We start from the raw sequence: 15,421 nt of genomic DNA on the forward strand, positions 1-15,421 counted from the left end.
ACGCAATTACGGCAATGCCGCGCGCGGCCGTGAGCGGCCATAGGCGGCAGTCAATCGGCGGATTCACCTCACACGAGGCCATGCCGCAGCAAAATCCATAGCAATCGAGCGCGCGGCACGCGCACCCGCGCCCGCGGGTTGGCCCAGCCGCGCGCCAGCAGACGCTGCAGGATCACGTGGTAGACCTCGCCCATGATGCGCGGCGAACGGACCGTGCGGCGCGACGCCGCGTTCATGATGGCGAATGCCTGGTCGTAGTACGCCTGCGCCTGCTGCGCGACTTCCAGGCACGCGCGGCCAACGGCGGGATGCCCGACGATGGCATGCGGCGTGCCGATCGGCACGCCCGCGCCCAGCAGCGCTTCGGCCGGCAGGTACACACGGCCCAGGTCCGCGTCTTCGTCGATATCGCGCAGGATATTGGTCAGTTGCAACGCGCGGCCAAGGTGATGCGCCAGCGCGACGCCAGCGTCGCGCTCCATGCCGAACACGCGCACGGCAAGGCGCCCCACCGCACTGGCCACGCGGTCGCAATAGAGATCCAGCGTCGCGTTGTCCGGCGCGCGGATATCCGCATGCACGTCCATGGCCATGCCATCGATCACGGCGAGGAAATCCTCCTGCTGCAAACCGAAGCGCTGAATCTGGGCGGACAGCCCGCGCAATGCCGCCGGCGGCGTGCCGGCATAGCACGCGGCAAGATCGGTGCGCCAGGCATCGAGCCCGGCAAGGCGCGTGGCATGCGGGCCATCGCCATCGGCAATATCGTCCACCGCACGGCAAAAGCCATAGATCTCGAACATCGCCTCGCGTTGCGCGGCGGGCAGGATCTTGAGGGCGGTATGGAATGAGCTGCCGGACGATACGGCATGGCCCGCTTGCGGGACGGTTTGCACTGCGATTTCTGTTCCGGCCACGTAACTCCTCGTCACGCGTTGGACCGCCGTGCTGCTTTGCTGCCTGGGCCTGGCTTGTCGCCACGGCCCGGCACGCAGCGCCAGGCGGCATGTTTGGGGTAGTGGGCGATTATACCAACTCCGGCCATGGGCTCGGCCGCCAGCCGAAGAAGGGGGTTGGAGGGGGATGTGCCGTGCTGGCCACCGCCAGCGCCGCCGGGCCATGCACTGGCCTGGAGCGCGCGGCACCGCGTTCAGGTCGGCTGGCGAGCGCCTATCTAATGCGCGGGCTGGCGCGGCGGCGCTCCATCACAAATTTGCCGCGCCTTGGATCGTAGCGTGCTATTTCGATGTAGTTGGCATCGTTTAGCGGATTGTTATCGCATTCTCCGGCACCCGCGCCACTTGCCGCAGCCTGTGCGGCCAGGGCACGCTCGGCCTCGGCGGCGGCACGCATGCGGCGCAGGTCGGCCAGCACGGACGGCGAGATGCGATCGAGCAGACGGCTGGACCTTAGCTTGTTCATGGCGGCCTTCCTCGAAGGGATGGCGCCAGTGTAGGCCCGTGGTACGGCCGTTTAATGTGCCCTGGACCACGCACCGGAGCATTTTTTTTGCGCCGTGGCTGGCGCGAGCCACTCCGGCGCAGCCAGCCCGCGGGCAGGGAACGTGCTCAGAACCCCAGCGGATAGCCGTCCTTGCGGTGGTCCGAAGCCGCCGCGTAGCCATCCTCCAGGCGCATCGCGATCTGCGCACCGCCGAATTCCAGGTTGCCCTGCGGCGCTACCTCCACCTTGTGGCCGCGCGCGCGCAAGCCTTCCACGGTGGCGGCGGGGCAATTCCACTCCACCGCGATGGTGGCGTTGTCGTCCAGCACGCGCCAGCGAGGCGCATCGCACGCGGCTTGCGGGTTCTGGCCGAAATCCGCAAGCCGGCTGGCCATTTGCAGGTGGCCTTGCGCCTGCATCGAGCCGCCCATCACGCCGAAGCTGGCCAGCGGCGCGCCCTTGCGCATCAGGAAGCCAGGGATGATGGTGTGGAACGGCCGCTTGCCAGGACTTACCTGGTTGGGGTGGCCCGGCTTGAGATTGAAGCCCCAGCCACGGTTATGCAGCGCAATGCCGGTGCCGGGCACGACCACGCCGGAGCCGAAGCCTTTGAAGTTGGACTGGATGTACGACACCATCATGCCGCTCTTGTCCGCCGTGGTCAGGTACACGGTGCCGCCGCTGTGGGGCTTGCCCGGGCCGGCCGCCGCCGCGCGCTCCGGGTCGATGGCCTTGGCGCGGCTGGCCAGGTAGCCGCGATCGAGCAGGTGGGCGGCCTGCACCTCGGTCATTGCCGTAGGGTCGCCCACGTACGCGTGCAGGTCGGCAAACGCCAGCTTCATGGCTTCCACCTGCACATGGATGGCGGCGGCGGAGTCCACGCCCATGGCCGCGACATCGAAGTGCTCCAGCATGCCCAGCGCCATCAGCGCCCCGATGCCCTGCCCGTTCGGGCCGATCTCGAACAACTCAAGGTCGCGATAGGACATGCTGATCGGCTGGACCCAATCCGCGCGATGGGCGGCGAGGTCGGCCTCGGTGATCAGCCCGCCGGTGGCGCGCGCATGCGCGGCGATGCGGCCGGCCAGTTCACCGTGATAGAAGTCGTCGCCCTTGGTCTGGGCGATGCGCGCCAGCGTCTGCGCCTGGCCCGTGCAGATGAAGCGCTCGCCCGGCAGCGGCGCTCGCCCGTTCGGCGCGAAGGCGTCGGCAAAGCCCGGCTTGTCGATCAGCACGGGCACCTGCGCCTGCCACTGGCGGTGCACGGTGTGCGAGACCAGGAACCCGTTGCGCGCGTATTCCAGCGCGGGCTCGAAGAGCTCGGCAAACGGCAGGCTGCCGAACTTTTCCCACGTGGCGCGCCAGCCGGAAACGGCGCCGGGCACGGTCACGGTGTCCCAGCCGTTGACCGGCATGCTGCCGTAGCGCGAGAAATACTCGGGCGTCCACGCCGCCGGCGCCCGTCCACTGGCGTTCAGGCCGTGCAGTTCCTTGCCGTCCCAGATCAGCGCAAAGGCATCGCCGCCGATCCCGTTCATGCACGGCTCGACCACGGTCAGCGCGATCGCCGTGGCCAGCGCCGCGTCCACGGCATTGCCGCCACGGGCCAGCATGCGCAGGCCTGCCGCGGCCGCCAGCGGCTGCGAGGTGGCCACCACGTTGTCGGCCAGCACGGGCACACGTTGCGAGGGATAGGGGAAATTCCAGAAATTGGTCATGGCTTTGCGAGGCTCCGAGGGTTGGGGAATCTGGCCTGCGGCTTGCACGGCAGCGCCGGCCAGATGCGTTTGTGCTTTGTGCTTTGTTCTTGCGCGGCGGCTACTCGATCTTGACGTTGGCCGCGCGCGCCACCTTCTCCCACGCGCGCATCTCGTCGCCGATCATGCGGCCGAACGGCTCGGGCGCGGTGTACTTGATCTGCACGCCCTGCGCTTGCATGGCCGCGGCCAGCTCCGGCGAGGCCAGTACGTCCTTCATCGCGGCGCTGAGTTGCTTGAGCACCTGGGGCGGCGTGCCCTTGGGCGCAACCAGGCCGAACAGGTTGTCCGCGCGGAAATCGCGGATGCCGGCCTCGGTCACTGTCTGGGCATCGGGCAAGGAGCTCAGACGGTGATCGGACGCCACCGCCAGCAAACGCAGCTTGCCGGATTTCACGTGCGGCAGGGCCGAGGGAATGCTGTCGAACATCATGCTCGCCCGGCCTGCCATCAGATCCGGCAGCGCGAAGGCGCTGCCTTTGTACGGCACGTGCACCACGTCCACGCCGGTACGCAGCTTGAACAGCTCCGACTCCAGGTGCGACAACGTGCCGGAACCCTGCGAGGCAAAGTTGTACTTGCCGGGAGAGGCCTTGAGCAGGCTGACCAGCTCAGGCACCGAATGCACCGGCAACGAGGCCGGCACCACCAGGATATGCGGCACGGTGCCGATGCCGGCAATGGGGACGAAATCGCGGGCGAGGCTGGCGGGCTGGTTGCTATACGTTGCAGCCGCGATGGCGGCATTGCTGACAGCGGCCAGGTAAAGCGTATAGCCATCGGGCGCGGCCTTGGCCGCGAAGCTCATGCCGATGGCCCCGCCGGCGCCGGGACGGTTGTCCACCACCACCGGCTGCTTGAGCACGGCGGACAAGCGCTGGCCCACCGCGCGCGCCAGCACATCGGTGGCACCGGACGGCGGGAAGGACAGCACCAGCTGGACCGCGTGGTCCGGGTAGTCCGCCGCGGCGGCTGGCGTGGTGATGGTGGCGGCGCCCGCGGCCAGCGCCAGCAGCAGGCCGGCTTGTGCCCGCTTGCCTCCAAGGAAGCGACGGGCTGGCCCCTGCAACGGGCGGGTAAGGTGAAGCGACTGGATAAACATGATCAGGGTAGCTCCGGATAGCGTCGAAGACGTTAACTGCCGAGGTAGAGTCGGAACGTTCCGGGGCGCAGCCGCTTTGGCTGCCGGCTTGTTTGCGCGCCCCTGTCATGCTGGATCTGGCTTCGCCTTGGGGCGATATTGACTGATGGGAAGTGCAGATTCTAGGCGCGCCCCGCGGCCACCGGAATGCGGATCGGCCATAGAGCTATGCGAAAATGGAATACGCATTGCAGCCAAGGCCTGGCGCCCTTGCCAGGCCAGGCCGGCGGCAGGCTTTCCTTCATCGCCCCGACGCTTCCGAAGACACACACCATGCAGCTGAAATGGATCGACGACCTGCTGGTCCTGGAGAAGACGCGCAGCTTCTCGCGCGCCGCCGAGTTGCGGCATATCACGCAGTCGGCGCTGTCGCGGCGCATCCGTTCGCTGGAGGACTGGGCGGGCGCGGTACTGGTCGACCGCAATACCTTCCCCATGGACCTGACCCCGGCCGGCAAAACCTTCTGCACCAGCGGGCGCGAGGCACTCACGCTGCTGATGGAGGCACGCGCCACGCTGCGCCAGGAAAGCCGCATGCCGGGCAAGGCGATCCAGATTGCCGCCGGGCATACCTTGTCGCTGACCTTCCTGCCGGGCTGGCTCAGGGCATGCCAGAAGCGCTACGGCCAGTTCAATGCCCGGGTCGTGGCCGCCAACGTGCTCGAAGCCGTGGTGGCGCTGTCGGAGGGCAACTGCGACCTGATGCTGGGCTACAACCACACGCGGGTGCCGGTCTCGCTGGACGCGGACAAGTTCCGCAGCCTCACGGTCGGGCACGACGTGCTGATGCCGCTGTGCGCGCCCAATGCGCGCGGCGCCCCGCTGTTCTCGCTAGGCAGCAGTGGCGCCAAGCCGATTCCCTACCTGGCCTACACGGCCAGCACCACGCTCGGCCGCATCGTCGAGGTGATCCTCGAAGACGCGCCGCCACGCCGTGCGCTGGCGCGTTGCTATGAGGCCGACATGGCAATCCTGTTGATGAAGATGGCCAGCGAAGGCCACGGCGTGGCATGGCTGCCGCGCACCACCGCGGCCGATGCGCTCGCGGCGGGCACGCTGGTGCCGGCAGGAGACGCCACGTGGTGCTCGGCATTCGATATCTGCGCGTATCGCGCCGCCCATGCCAGCAACCCTACGCTGCTGGAGCTCTGGGAGATGCTGGAGCGCGCCCCTGCCCACGGCGAGGGTGGTGGCCGTGAACCGGGCTGCTAGTGGAAACCGTTTCCCGCGGATCGTCAAGACGCGGCGCCGCGTGGCTGGGCTATACGCAAAGGGCTATGCGCAAAGATCCGAACACCGAGCACGGAATCCTCCGGATCAGCGCGCGTTGCCCCGCCAGCGGGCGCGTCCCTTGCCTCAGGTGCTGGAAGCGACCGTCACGAACACGGGATTCGAATAGAACCACAGGTCGTTGTAGTTGCGCGCGTTGATGGCATTGAAGCGTGGCGTGTTTTCCGTCAGGTCCGTCTTCAGGTCGGGCAGCGGGTTGCCGTTGGCGGTCTCGCCCGGCACGTTCATGCCAAGATTGGTGCCGCGCAGCCGGAAGTACTGGCTCTTGGCCGCATTGAAGGTGTAGGTCACCGTGTTGTAGCCGTCCTTGTCCAGCTTCCAGTCGGCCTTGGTGAAGGTGGCGATGACCTTGGTGGAGTCGTTGGTGTCCTTGCTGTAGCCTGGCGTGCCGGGCAATGCGCGCGGCGTGACGTCGCCGGCGATCAGGTCGATGTGGTCCACCGTGGGCTTGACGTTGACGTTGGCGCCGCTGTCCAGCGGGTACTCGAAGTTATTGCGGTCCGGGCTCTTGAAGCGGATGGTCACGGTCACGCTGTCGCCGGCGCGGGCCTTGAGCTCACCGCCCATCTCGCGCTTGGTGCCGCTCGCGGCCACGTTGAAGTCCAGCGCGTTGATGAGATCGCCGAACACCGAGAACGCCTTGCCCGCGCGCAAGCCATCCACCACCGACTTGATGCCGGTCCCCTCCAGCCAGACGTAGTTGCGGGCGTATTCGCCGGGGAAGTAGCCGCTGCTGAATAGCCCGCCGGCGGTCTTGAAATGGTGGTCCGAGTTGGCGATGTTCCAGAAGCGGCGGCCGTCGCCCAGTAGCGCGTCCCAGATCCCGCCGACCTGCGCGACCACATAGTCCACGCCGCCGTAGGTGCGCGACTTCAGGTTCGCATCGACATAGCTGCTGTTATAGCCGCCACGGTCGGGCTCCATCTGATTGCCGACCATGCCTTCCACCGCGAACGCGATGTTCGGTGCGAGGTCATTGAACTCGCGGTAGTCGGCGGCCGTGTACTTGCCCGGATTGCGCGACGGATGGTTGATCAGCGCGTAGCTGGTATCGGGGAAGTTGGTCTTGAGCCAGGTGAACGCCTGCACCGCATCGGCGTGGCTGGAGGCGGCGGTGCGCGGCGCCTTGGCGTTCCAGGCCGCTACGTCCACCGGATCGAACATGGTGTCGGGGCGGCTGGTGAAAAAGTACTCGAATTCGTTGGCGCCCTTGACCGCCGTTGCGAGTGCGGGCGAACCGCTGAAGATGCCCACGTTGACGTGATCGTGGGTGGGCATGTCCCACTCGAAGGTCGAGAAGACCAGCTTGCCGGGATAGCGGCCATCGGCCTGCAGCTGCTTGACGGCCGGGACTTCGTAGTTGGCCAGGCCCTTCGAGAACGGGATCGAGCCGCCCGGGATTGCCGTGCCCGTACTATCGCGATCCGACACGCGCAGGTGGTTCGACAAGGCCATCCAGTCGAGGTTGTGAGCGGTGAAGGCCTGGTCGAGCACCGTGGTGAGCGGACTCTGCGCGTCGTTCGATTCGATGGTGTGGACGTGCAGGTCGCCGGTGGTCCACTTGCCGGTGACTTCGGCAACCGGCGTGACGGGCGTGATGGGCGTGCTCGGTGCGGGTGCGGCCGGCGCGCTGTTGCCGGACGGCTCGCTGTTGCCGTTGCAGCCGTAGAAGCCGCCGGCGATGCACAAGGAGGCCGCTAGGCCGAGGATGGATCGGGTGTTGCGCATTGGATTCGATTTCCCTGATGACACTGTTTTGTATTGACCCGGCTGGTCCGCGCGTCTTTCGTCCGGGCGCGCTGGCAAGGCTCTTGTGGGCGCAGATAGTGATCCGCGCTCGTGACACGCAGGTGACGCAAAGACGACAAATTCAGCATTTGAGTAAATCGATACACTTATTTGGGAAAATTCGTATCATCAATACGACATTCCGACTTACAGAATGATTGATCGCATGCGCGAAGCCTCGCTTAATGCGCGCGTCATGCAAATCGACTAGCGCGGAGAGAAGAAAGCGTCACTGCAGCGAAAGGCGAAGGCCGATGCGGCAAGCACTATAGTGAAGACTGTTTCCACGCCGACAGAAGGATGCAGCATGAACGCCAGCCTCTATCGCATCACCGCCGTGAAAATCCTGATCGCCGCGCTGCTGCCGGTGGCAGCCGCGCATGCGCAACTCGGGGATCTGCTCAAAGGCGCCACGCAGGGCGGCACCGAGAGTTCGTCCGGTGGCCTGAGCGGCCTGGGCAGCAGCCTGGGCGGGATGAGTGGAATGCCCTCGCTGCAATCGCTGAGTTCGGGCAGCACCGGCAATGTCGCCGGGATCCTGGAGTACTGCGTGAAGAACAACTACCTTGGCGGCGCCAGCGGCGCCGCCTCGGTCAAAGACAAACTGCTGGGCAAGGTCGGCGGCGACTCGCCCACATCGGATGCCGGCTACACCAGCGGCGCCAAGGGCATCCTGAGCAGCAGCGATGGCAAGCAGTTCGACCTGAGCGGCGGCGGCCTCAAGGACCAGGTCACCAAGCAGGTCTGCGACAAGATCCTCGCGCAGGGCAAGTCGCTGCTGTAGGGCCAGGCGCGCCGAGCGCCCGGTCAGCCAGCGCTCAGGCGGGCGACAGGCGGAAGGCCGACACGGCATGGTGCAGCGCGCCGGCCTGGTCTTCCAGCGACGTGGCGGCCGCGCTCGCCTGCTCCACCAGCGCCGCGTTCTGCTGCGTCATCTGGTCCATCTGCGCCACCGCGCGATTGACCTCCTCGATGCCCGTGCGCTGCTCCGCGGTGGCCGAGGCGATGCCATCCATGATCGACGTCACGCGGCCGACCGCATTGACGATCTCGGCCATGGTCTGCCCGGCCTGCTCCACCAGTGCCGAGCCGCTGTCGACCTGGCCCACCGACTCGACGATCAGCGTCTTGATTTCCTTGGCCGCGCCCGCGCTGCGCTGCGCCAGGTTGCGCACCTCACCGGCCACCACCGCAAACCCGCGGCCTTGCTCGCCGGCGCGCGCGGCTTCCACCGCGGCGTTAAGCGCCAGGATATTGGTCTGGAAAGCGATGCCGTCGATCACGCCGATGATGTCGTTGATCTTGCGCGAGCTGGCGGTGATGCCGCGCATCTTGTCCACCACCTGGCTGACCACGCTGCCGCCCTGCTGCGCGATCTGCGAGGCGTCAGCCACATACTGGCTGGCCTCCTTGGCGTTGTCGGCGTTCTGGCGCACTGTGGCGGTGATCTGCTCCATGCTGGCGGCGGTCTGCTCCAGCGAGGCGGCCTGCTGCTCGGTGCGGCTCGACAGGTCGCTATTGCCCGATGCGATCTCCTGGGCCGCCGAGGTGATGGAATCGGCCGATTGCTGGATGCCCGCCACCGTGCCGGCGAGCTGGTCGCGCATATGGCCGATGGCGTACATCAGGCTGGAGCGATCGTCCGGGTGGGTTTCGACGCGTGCCGTGAGGTCGCCGCTGGCCATGCGCAAGGCAACGGCCGCGGCGGTAGCGGGCTCGCCGCCCACCGAGCTCTGGATGCTGCGGATCAGCAGCGTGGCCACCGCGGAAATCACGATGCCCAGCAGCACCAGCAGCCCCAGCGATTGATACAGCGAGGCGCGGAACTGCGCTTGCACGTCATCCATGTACGTGCCGGCGACCAGGTCCCAGCCCCACGGCTTGAAGCGCGCCACGTAGCCGATCTTGGGGCTCGGCTGGTCGCTGCCCGGCTTGGGCCACCAGTAGTCCAGGTGGCCCGCGCCTTCGGCCGACGCGCCGCGGGCCGCGATATCGGCATACAAGGCGTTGCCCTTGGCGTCCTTGAAGTCGATCATGTTCTTGCCGTTGAGCTTGGGGTTGATGGGATGCATCAACAGCACGGAATCCGCGCCGACAATGGTGATGTAGCCATCCTTGCCATAACGCTGCGCGGCAACGCGGGCCGTGGCCTGGGCCTTGGCATCGGCCTCGGACATCTTGCCCTGGCGCGCCAGCTCGGCATAGTCACGCACCAGCGAGAGCGACATGTCGACGATGTTAGCCAGCTCGCCGCGGCGATCGGCCATTTGCAGCTGGCGGGTCTGGAAGGCGTGCATCACGGTCAGCAACAGCAGGCCGAGCCAGGCCAGCACAAGGGGAATCCACAGCTTTTTTCGCAGGGTCAGACGATTCATGGCATTCGCTTCTCGGGGCAATGGCCGGCCATGCAGGAGGCATGCGGCATCTCCGGATATCGGAGCCAGGCTCGCCTTCTTTAGCGAAAGGCGCGGCAGGACCGCACGAAAGGCCACGAAGCGCAAAAAATATCGCATGAAGCACCAAAATGGCGACAGGCTGCGCCAGATGCGAAACGCTCGCGCACCCGCACGGTGCAAAAAAACGCCTGCCATCCGCCCCCGAATGCGGCACAAATACCGCTACAATGCGCCTCGCATGCCACTCTGTAATTGCAACTGACTTGCAACTATTGAATGGCATGACAAGGGTTCGAAGGTGCCTCCGGCGCGCAGCGCGCGGCGGGGGTTAAACGGGAAACAGGTGCGCCGCCGGCCATGCCGCGGCTAATCCTGTGCTGCCCCCGCAACGGTCAGCAGGTACAAAGGTGTCACGCCGCGCCAACAGGCCGCGGCAGCCACTGCGCATCATCGCGCGGGAAGGCGGCGCCCCGGACGCGCCCCAGCGGCAGGCGTCCCCCTGCAAGCCCGGATACCGGCCTTCGACCGATCACCGGGGCTGCGGACGGGCGGCCAGGCGTGAGACGGCTGGCCACGCGCCTGGCCGTCACTGCGCGCGCGTCCGCGGCTGGTTCGTTTATTGCCGCCGGGCGGGGTCGCCTGCGGCCAATGATGGAAAACGCATGTCCGCGCGCCCTCGCATTGCCCATACCGCCTCGCCGGCGGCCGCCAAGCCACGCCAACGACGTCGTGCCCCCAAGCCGCCGTGCCAGCTCGCGCATCATTGCGCGCTCGCGCTGTCGCTGGGGGCCTTCGCCAGCCTCGGCGCCGATGCCGCCTGGGCGGCGGAAGAGGCGCAAGCTTCAGAGCGAGCGCAATCGCAGCCGTCGCGCGGCGACAGCACGGTGCTACCGCCGGTGGTCGTCAGCAGCGCCTCGCAGCCGCCCGGGCTGGCGCTGTCCGAGCCCACCAGCACCGGCAGCCGCCTTGGCCTGACCCCGCTGGAAACGCCTGCCAGCGTGGAAGTCCTGTCCGGCGACACGATTCGCGAACGCGGCGATTTGTCGGTGCGCGAGGCCGTGACCCGCGCCACCGGCATCACCGCCAATGGCGCGCCCGGCAACGGCGGCACAGCGCTCGCGGCACGCGGCTTTGCGGGACAAGGCTCGGTGATGCAGTTGTACGATGGCACGCGCCTCTATGTGGCCTCCGGCACCGTCACCTTCCCCTTCGATACCTGGTCCGTGGACCGCATCGAGGTGCTGCGCGGCGCGGCCTCGGTCATGGTTGGCGAAGGCGCGATCGGCGGCGTGGTCAACGTGATCCCCAAGAAGCCGATGCGAGCGCCGATTGCCAACGAGCTGCAGCTCACCGGCGGCACGCAAAAAACAGCGCGCGCGGCGTTCGACAGCGCCGGGGCGGTCAACGAGACCCTCTCCTACCGCTTCAACGCCAGCTACGGCCGCTCCGGCGGCTGGGTGGACCGGGGCGACTCGCGCAGCCTGGCGGTGTCGGCCGCGGTGCGGCTGGACGTATCGCCCGAGTTCAACCTGACGCTGTCCTATGACGACGCCGACCAGCACCCGATGCAATACCTGGGCACGCCGCTGGCAGGCGGCAGCCTGGACACCTCGCTGCGCAAGAAGAACTACAACGTTGGCGATGCCGACATCACCTACCGCGACCGCTGGACCCGGCTCGCGGCGCAGTGGCAGCCCAACGAGCGCGTTACTGTGCGCAACCAGTTCTATTACCTCACCAGCCAGCGCCACTGGCGCGACGCCGAGTCTTATACCTTGCTGCCCGCGACGGGCCAGGTGCGCCGCACCGACTACCTGGAGATCCTGCACGACCAGGAACAGGTGGGCGACCGCGCCGACCTGAAGATCGATGGCCAGCTGTTCGGCATGGCCAATACCGCCATGGTGGGGTTCGACGTCAACCGCATCAACTACACCAATAGCAGCAACTCGCCCTATGGCGGCGCATCCACGGTCAATGCCTACCAGTTCGACCCGGGCCGGTTCTTCAGCCCGCCGGGCATTGTCACGTCGCCGCGTTTTCGCACCCACACCACGCAAGCCGCGCTGTTTGGCGAGGATCGCCTCCAGCTGACCCGGCAATGGTCTGTGATTGGCGGCGTGCGGCTAGATCATGCCCAGCTGGAACGCGGCAACCTGATCACGGGCGACGACTGGACCCGCAGCTTCAACAACGTCACGTGGCGCGCCGGCACCGTCTACGCATTCACGCCAGCCCTGTCGGTGTATGCGCAGTACGCCACCGCCACCGATCCCCTTGGCGCGCTGATCTCCACCTCGGACGCACAGAAGGATTTCAAGCTGGCCACCGGGAGACAGATCGAAGCCGGGGTCAAGCAATCGTTCTGGAACCAGCGCGGCGAGTGGACCTTTGCCGCCTACCAGATCGTCAAGAAGAACCTGCTGACACGCGACGCCAACAACCCGGCGTTGTCGGTGCAGGTGGGCGAGCAATCCTCGCGCGGGCTGGAGGCCTCGGTCAGCGTGGCACTCATGCGCGGGTTGCGGCTGGATGCCAACGGCACCGTGCTGCGCGCCCGCTACGACGACTTCGCGGAAAGCGTGAATGGCGCGCTGGTCTCGCGCAATGGCAACGTGCCCACCAGCGTTGCGCAGCAGGCGGCCAACCTGTGGCTGACATGGGCCTTCGCGCCACAGTGGCAGGCAGGCAGCGGCCTGCGCTACGTGGGCAAGCGCTACACCAACAACGCCAATACCACCACCATGCCGTCGTACACGGTGGTGGATGCCTCGCTGCAATGGCGCGTATCGCGCAAGACGGTGCTGACGCTGCGCGTGTACAACCTGTTCAACCGCGACTACGCCGAGTCCTCCGGCAACAGCGGCAACCAGTGGCTGCTGGGCCGGCCGCGCGCGGCCGAGCTGTCGGCCAACTTCTACTTCTAGGCCGGCCATGGCAAGCACACCCTTGTCCTGGCGCGAAGCCTGCTGGCGTTTCACACGCCGCTGGCTCTACCTGGTGCACCGCTGGGCCGGGATCGCGGGCTGCCTGCTGATCGCCATGTGGTTTCTCTCGGGGCTGGTCATGATGTATGTGGCCTTTCCCGCGCTGACCGACACTGAGCGCCACGCGGGGCTCCCGCCGCTGGACCTGCCCGGGGTAAGGATCACGCCGGATGCCGCGATGGCCAGCGCGGGCCTCACCCGCTTTCCGCGCAGCCTGCGCCTGGAGATGATGGGCGCGCACCCGGTCTACCGGATGATCGACTGGGACGGCAAGCCTTACACCGTCTCCGCCCGCGACGCGGCGCGCATCGAGCAGGTGGATGCCGTTGCCGCGCAAGCCATCGCCCAACGCTTCTCCGGCGCGGCGGGCGCGCGCTGGGTGGAAACAGCGGAGCGCGACCAGTGGACCGTGCCCAACGGGCTCAATCCCTGGCGGCCGCTGCATCGCATTGCGCTGGACGATGCGGCCGGCTCCGAGTTGTATGTGTCGGCCCGGAACGGCGAGGTGATGCGCGACACGAACCGCGCCGAACGGTTCTGGAACTGGCTCGGCTCGGTGCCGCACTGGCTGTACTTCACGCCGGTGCGGGCCGACCCGCCGCTATGGCGGCAGGTCGTGCTGTGGACCTCCGGCGCATGCATTGCCGTGGCCGTCAGCGGCATCTGGATCGGCTGGCTGCGGCTGCGCGTGCGCCGCCGGTTTGCGCACGGCAGCGCCGGCGGCACCTCGCCCTATCACGGCTGGATGGCCTGGCACCATATCGCCGGGTTGGCCGCATCGCTGTTCCTGCTGGCATGGCTAGCCAGCGGCTGGCTATCGGTCAATCCCAACCAGTGGTTTCCCGGGCGGGCGTTTGCGCAGCCAGCGCTGGAACGCTACGCCGGAGAAACCCTGCCGCGCTTTCCCGCCGGCGACGGCGCGGCGCTGGCGGGCCTGCTGTCCGACACCGCGCTGCCCCCAAGGGAGATCAGGCTGGCCTGGCAGGCCGGCGTGCCGGTCATGCTGGTGACGACCGCGGCCACGACGCACGCCTATCACGCCAACACCGGCGCGCCGCTGGCGCTCTCGACCGCGACACTGGCCCAGGCAGCCGCGCGGTTGATCCCCGATGCCACCGTCGCCGGCCGCGACCTGCTGCACGAGGAAGACGCCTACTGGTACAGCCATCACCAGCCGCGCAAGCTGCCGGTGCTGCGCGTGCGCTTTGACGACGATTGCGCCACGTGGGCGTACATCGACCCGGACACCGGCAACCTGCTGGGCCGCAGCGACCGCAGCCGCCGTGCCTACCGATGGCTGTTCCATGCCGCGCACAGCTGGGACTTTGGCTGGCTGGTGCGCCATCGCCCGGCCTGGGACGCGACGGTCTGGTTGCTTTCGCTTGCCGGACTGGTAGTCTCGGTCAGTGGCGTGGTGATCGGCTGGCGCAGGTTGTTTCGCGGGCGCCGCCGGCGGGCATGATTCCCGGCCTGGCGTCCATCCACTCAGAAATCCCGCTCTTTCACGGACCGTTCATGTTCCGCTTTCTAGCCAGCATCTTCAACGACCAGGACGCTGACGTGCGCCGCAAGGTCATTGCACTCTACGTCTTCCTGATCACCGCCAACGTAGGGGCCTGGCTGTGGGCACTGGCAGCGTTTCGCGACCACCCCATGCTGCTGGCGTCCGCCGTGCTGGCCTACACGCTCGGCCTGCGCCACGCCGTTGACGCCGACCATATCGCCGCCATCGACAACGTCACGCGCAAGCTGATGCAGGAAGGCAAGCGCCCGGTGACGGTCGGCTTCTTTTTCTCGCTCGGCCACTCCACCGTGGTCACGCTGATGTCGATCGGCATCGCGGTTGCCGCCGCCGCGCTGCAAACGCGCTTTGCCGACATGAAAGCCGTGGGCGGCATGATCGGCACCAGCGTCTCCGCGCTGTTCCTGTTCCTGCTGGCCTTCTTCAACCTGCTGATCCTGATCTCCGTGTGGCGTGCCTTGCGCGCGGTCAAGCGCGGCGAAGCGCTCAAGGAGCAGGACCTGGACCTGCTGCTGAACAACCGCGGCGTGCTCTCGCGGCTGTTCAGCCCGCTGTTCCGGCTGGCCAGCCGCAGCTGGCACCTGTTCCCGATGGGGCTGCTGTTCGGCCTGGGCTTCGACACCGCGACCGAGGTCGCGCTGTTCGGGCTGTCCGCCGCCGAAGCCGCCAAGGGCGTGCCCTTCTGGACCATCATGGTGTTCCCCGCCCTGTTCACCGCCGGCATGTCGCTGGTGGACACCACCGACGGCATCCTGATGCTGGGCGCTTACGGCTGGGCCTTCACCAAGCCGATCCGCAAGCTCTACTACAACATGACCATCACGCTGGTCTCGGTGGTGGTCGCGGTGGTCATCGGCGGCATCGAAGCGCTTGGGCTGATAGCCGACAAGCTCGGGCTGGAAGGCGGCCTGTGGGATGTGATCGGCGCGCTTAACGCGCATTTCGGCATGCTCGGCTATGTGATCATCGGCGTGTTCGTGCTGAGCTGGCTGATCTCGATGGTGGTGTACCGGGTGCGGCGCTATGACGAGATCGAGGTGAGGATGGGGTGAGAGCTTTGACGAGTCAGCGAGACGGATAACGGCTTGGCGGGCATG

General features: G+C 67.1%; 11 protein-coding genes and 1 riboswitch. Of the genes, 5 read left to right on the forward strand and 6 right to left on the reverse strand.

Annotated features, from left to right (window positions below; genetic code table 11):
* Positions 1-68: 68 nt before the first annotated feature.
* The 4 genes from hpnD to A9975_RS06180 all read right to left on the reverse strand — a co-directional run bounded on the left by hpnD (position 69) and on the right by A9975_RS06180 (position 4,302).
* The gene (gene hpnD / locus A9975_RS06165) at positions 69-917 is read right to left on the reverse strand and encodes a presqualene diphosphate synthase HpnD (RefSeq protein ID WP_183031851.1); all 849 of its coding nucleotides are present in this window, start codon (positions 915-917) and stop codon (positions 69-71) included.
* 253 nt (positions 918-1,170) lie between these two features.
* The gene (locus tag A9975_RS06170; protein WP_183031852.1) at positions 1,171-1,422 is read right to left on the reverse strand and encodes a hypothetical protein; all 252 of its coding nucleotides are present in this window, start codon (positions 1,420-1,422) and stop codon (positions 1,171-1,173) included.
* A 146-nt stretch (positions 1,423-1,568) separates the two neighbouring features.
* A complete protein-coding gene (locus A9975_RS06175; protein ID WP_220810640.1) occupies positions 1,569-3,161 on the reverse strand; it encodes a gamma-glutamyltransferase family protein in 1,593 nt (530 codons plus the stop codon).
* Between the two features lie 100 nt (positions 3,162-3,261).
* Entirely contained in the window at positions 3,262-4,302 is a 1,041-nt protein-coding gene (locus A9975_RS06180) for a tripartite tricarboxylate transporter substrate binding protein (RefSeq protein WP_183031853.1), read from the reverse strand.
* A gap of 312 nt (positions 4,303-4,614) precedes the next feature.
* Here A9975_RS06180 and A9975_RS06185 point away from each other — a divergent pair, with 312 nt between their 5' ends.
* Complete coding sequence (locus tag A9975_RS06185; RefSeq protein ID WP_183031854.1) at positions 4,615-5,553, forward strand: LysR substrate-binding domain-containing protein; 939 nt, start codon at positions 4,615-4,617, stop codon at positions 5,551-5,553.
* A gap of 144 nt (positions 5,554-5,697) precedes the next feature.
* On the opposite strand, the gene A9975_RS06190 is transcribed toward A9975_RS06185, so the two are convergent.
* A complete protein-coding gene (locus A9975_RS06190; protein WP_183031855.1) occupies positions 5,698-7,359 on the reverse strand; it encodes an S-layer protein in 1,662 nt (553 codons plus the stop codon).
* A gap of 367 nt (positions 7,360-7,726) precedes the next feature.
* Here A9975_RS06190 and A9975_RS06195 point away from each other — a divergent pair, with 367 nt between their 5' ends.
* On the forward strand, positions 7,727-8,203 hold the full coding sequence (locus tag A9975_RS06195; protein ID WP_183031856.1) for a DUF2501 domain-containing protein: 477 nt from the start codon (positions 7,727-7,729) through the stop codon (positions 8,201-8,203).
* Between the two features lie 34 nt (positions 8,204-8,237).
* Here the strand turns inward: A9975_RS06195 and A9975_RS06200 are convergent, their stop codons facing one another.
* The gene (locus tag A9975_RS06200) at positions 8,238-9,794 is read right to left on the reverse strand and encodes a methyl-accepting chemotaxis protein (protein ID WP_183031857.1); all 1,557 of its coding nucleotides are present in this window, start codon (positions 9,792-9,794) and stop codon (positions 8,238-8,240) included.
* Positions 9,795-10,094: 300 nt separating this feature from the next.
* Positions 10,095-10,353, forward strand: a riboswitch (cobalamin riboswitch).
* Positions 10,354-10,477: 124 nt separating this feature from the next.
* Between A9975_RS06200 and A9975_RS06205 the strand changes: the two genes are divergently transcribed.
* Genes A9975_RS06205 through A9975_RS06215 form a run of 3 tightly spaced genes read left to right on the forward strand, consistent with a single transcriptional unit; the run spans position 10,478 to position 15,376 of the window.
* Positions 10,478-12,742: a TonB-dependent siderophore receptor gene (locus A9975_RS06205; RefSeq protein WP_183031858.1), complete on the forward strand. Its 2,265-nt coding sequence runs from the start codon at positions 10,478-10,480 to the stop codon at positions 12,740-12,742.
* 7 nt (positions 12,743-12,749) lie between these two features.
* Positions 12,750-14,264, forward strand: coding sequence for a PepSY domain-containing protein (locus tag A9975_RS06210; protein WP_183031859.1), 1,515 nt, complete (start codon positions 12,750-12,752; stop codon positions 14,262-14,264).
* Between the two features lie 53 nt (positions 14,265-14,317).
* Positions 14,318-15,376 carry a HoxN/HupN/NixA family nickel/cobalt transporter gene (locus A9975_RS06215; protein WP_183031860.1) on the forward strand — a complete coding sequence of 353 codons (1,059 nt, stop codon included), beginning with the start codon at positions 14,318-14,320 and terminating at the stop codon, positions 15,374-15,376.
* Positions 15,377-15,421: the final 45 nt, after the last annotated feature.

The organism is Cupriavidus sp. UME77 (genome assembly GCF_014170355.1).
Lineage (GTDB): Bacteria > Pseudomonadota > Gammaproteobacteria > Burkholderiales > Burkholderiaceae > Cupriavidus > Cupriavidus basilensis.

Bases quoted from the DNA above. Each gene is read 5' to 3' on its own strand.
- A9975_RS06170 (WP_183031852.1), bottom strand. From the start codon at position 1,422: ATGAACAAGCTAAGGTCCAGCCGTCTGCTCGATCGCATCTCGCCGTCC.
- A9975_RS06175 (WP_220810640.1), bottom strand. From the start codon at position 3,161: ATGACCAATTTCTGGAATTTCCCCTATCCCTCGCAACGTGTGCCCGTG.
- A9975_RS06180 (WP_183031853.1), bottom strand. From the start codon at position 4,302: ATGTTTATCCAGTCGCTTCACCTTACCCGCCCGTTGCAGGGGCCAGCC.
- A9975_RS06185 (WP_183031854.1), top strand. From the start codon at position 4,615: ATGCAGCTGAAATGGATCGACGACCTGCTGGTCCTGGAGAAGACGCGC.
- A9975_RS06190 (WP_183031855.1), bottom strand. From the start codon at position 7,359: ATGCGCAACACCCGATCCATCCTCGGCCTAGCGGCCTCCTTGTGCATC.
- A9975_RS06195 (WP_183031856.1), top strand. From the start codon at position 7,727: ATGAACGCCAGCCTCTATCGCATCACCGCCGTGAAAATCCTGATCGCC.
- A9975_RS06200 (WP_183031857.1), bottom strand. From the start codon at position 9,794: ATGAATCGTCTGACCCTGCGAAAAAAGCTGTGGATTCCCCTTGTGCTG.
- A9975_RS06205 (WP_183031858.1), top strand. From the start codon at position 10,478: ATGTCCGCGCGCCCTCGCATTGCCCATACCGCCTCGCCGGCGGCCGCC.
- A9975_RS06210 (WP_183031859.1), top strand. From the start codon at position 12,750: ATGGCAAGCACACCCTTGTCCTGGCGCGAAGCCTGCTGGCGTTTCACA.
- A9975_RS06215 (WP_183031860.1), top strand. From the start codon at position 14,318: ATGTTCCGCTTTCTAGCCAGCATCTTCAACGACCAGGACGCTGACGTG.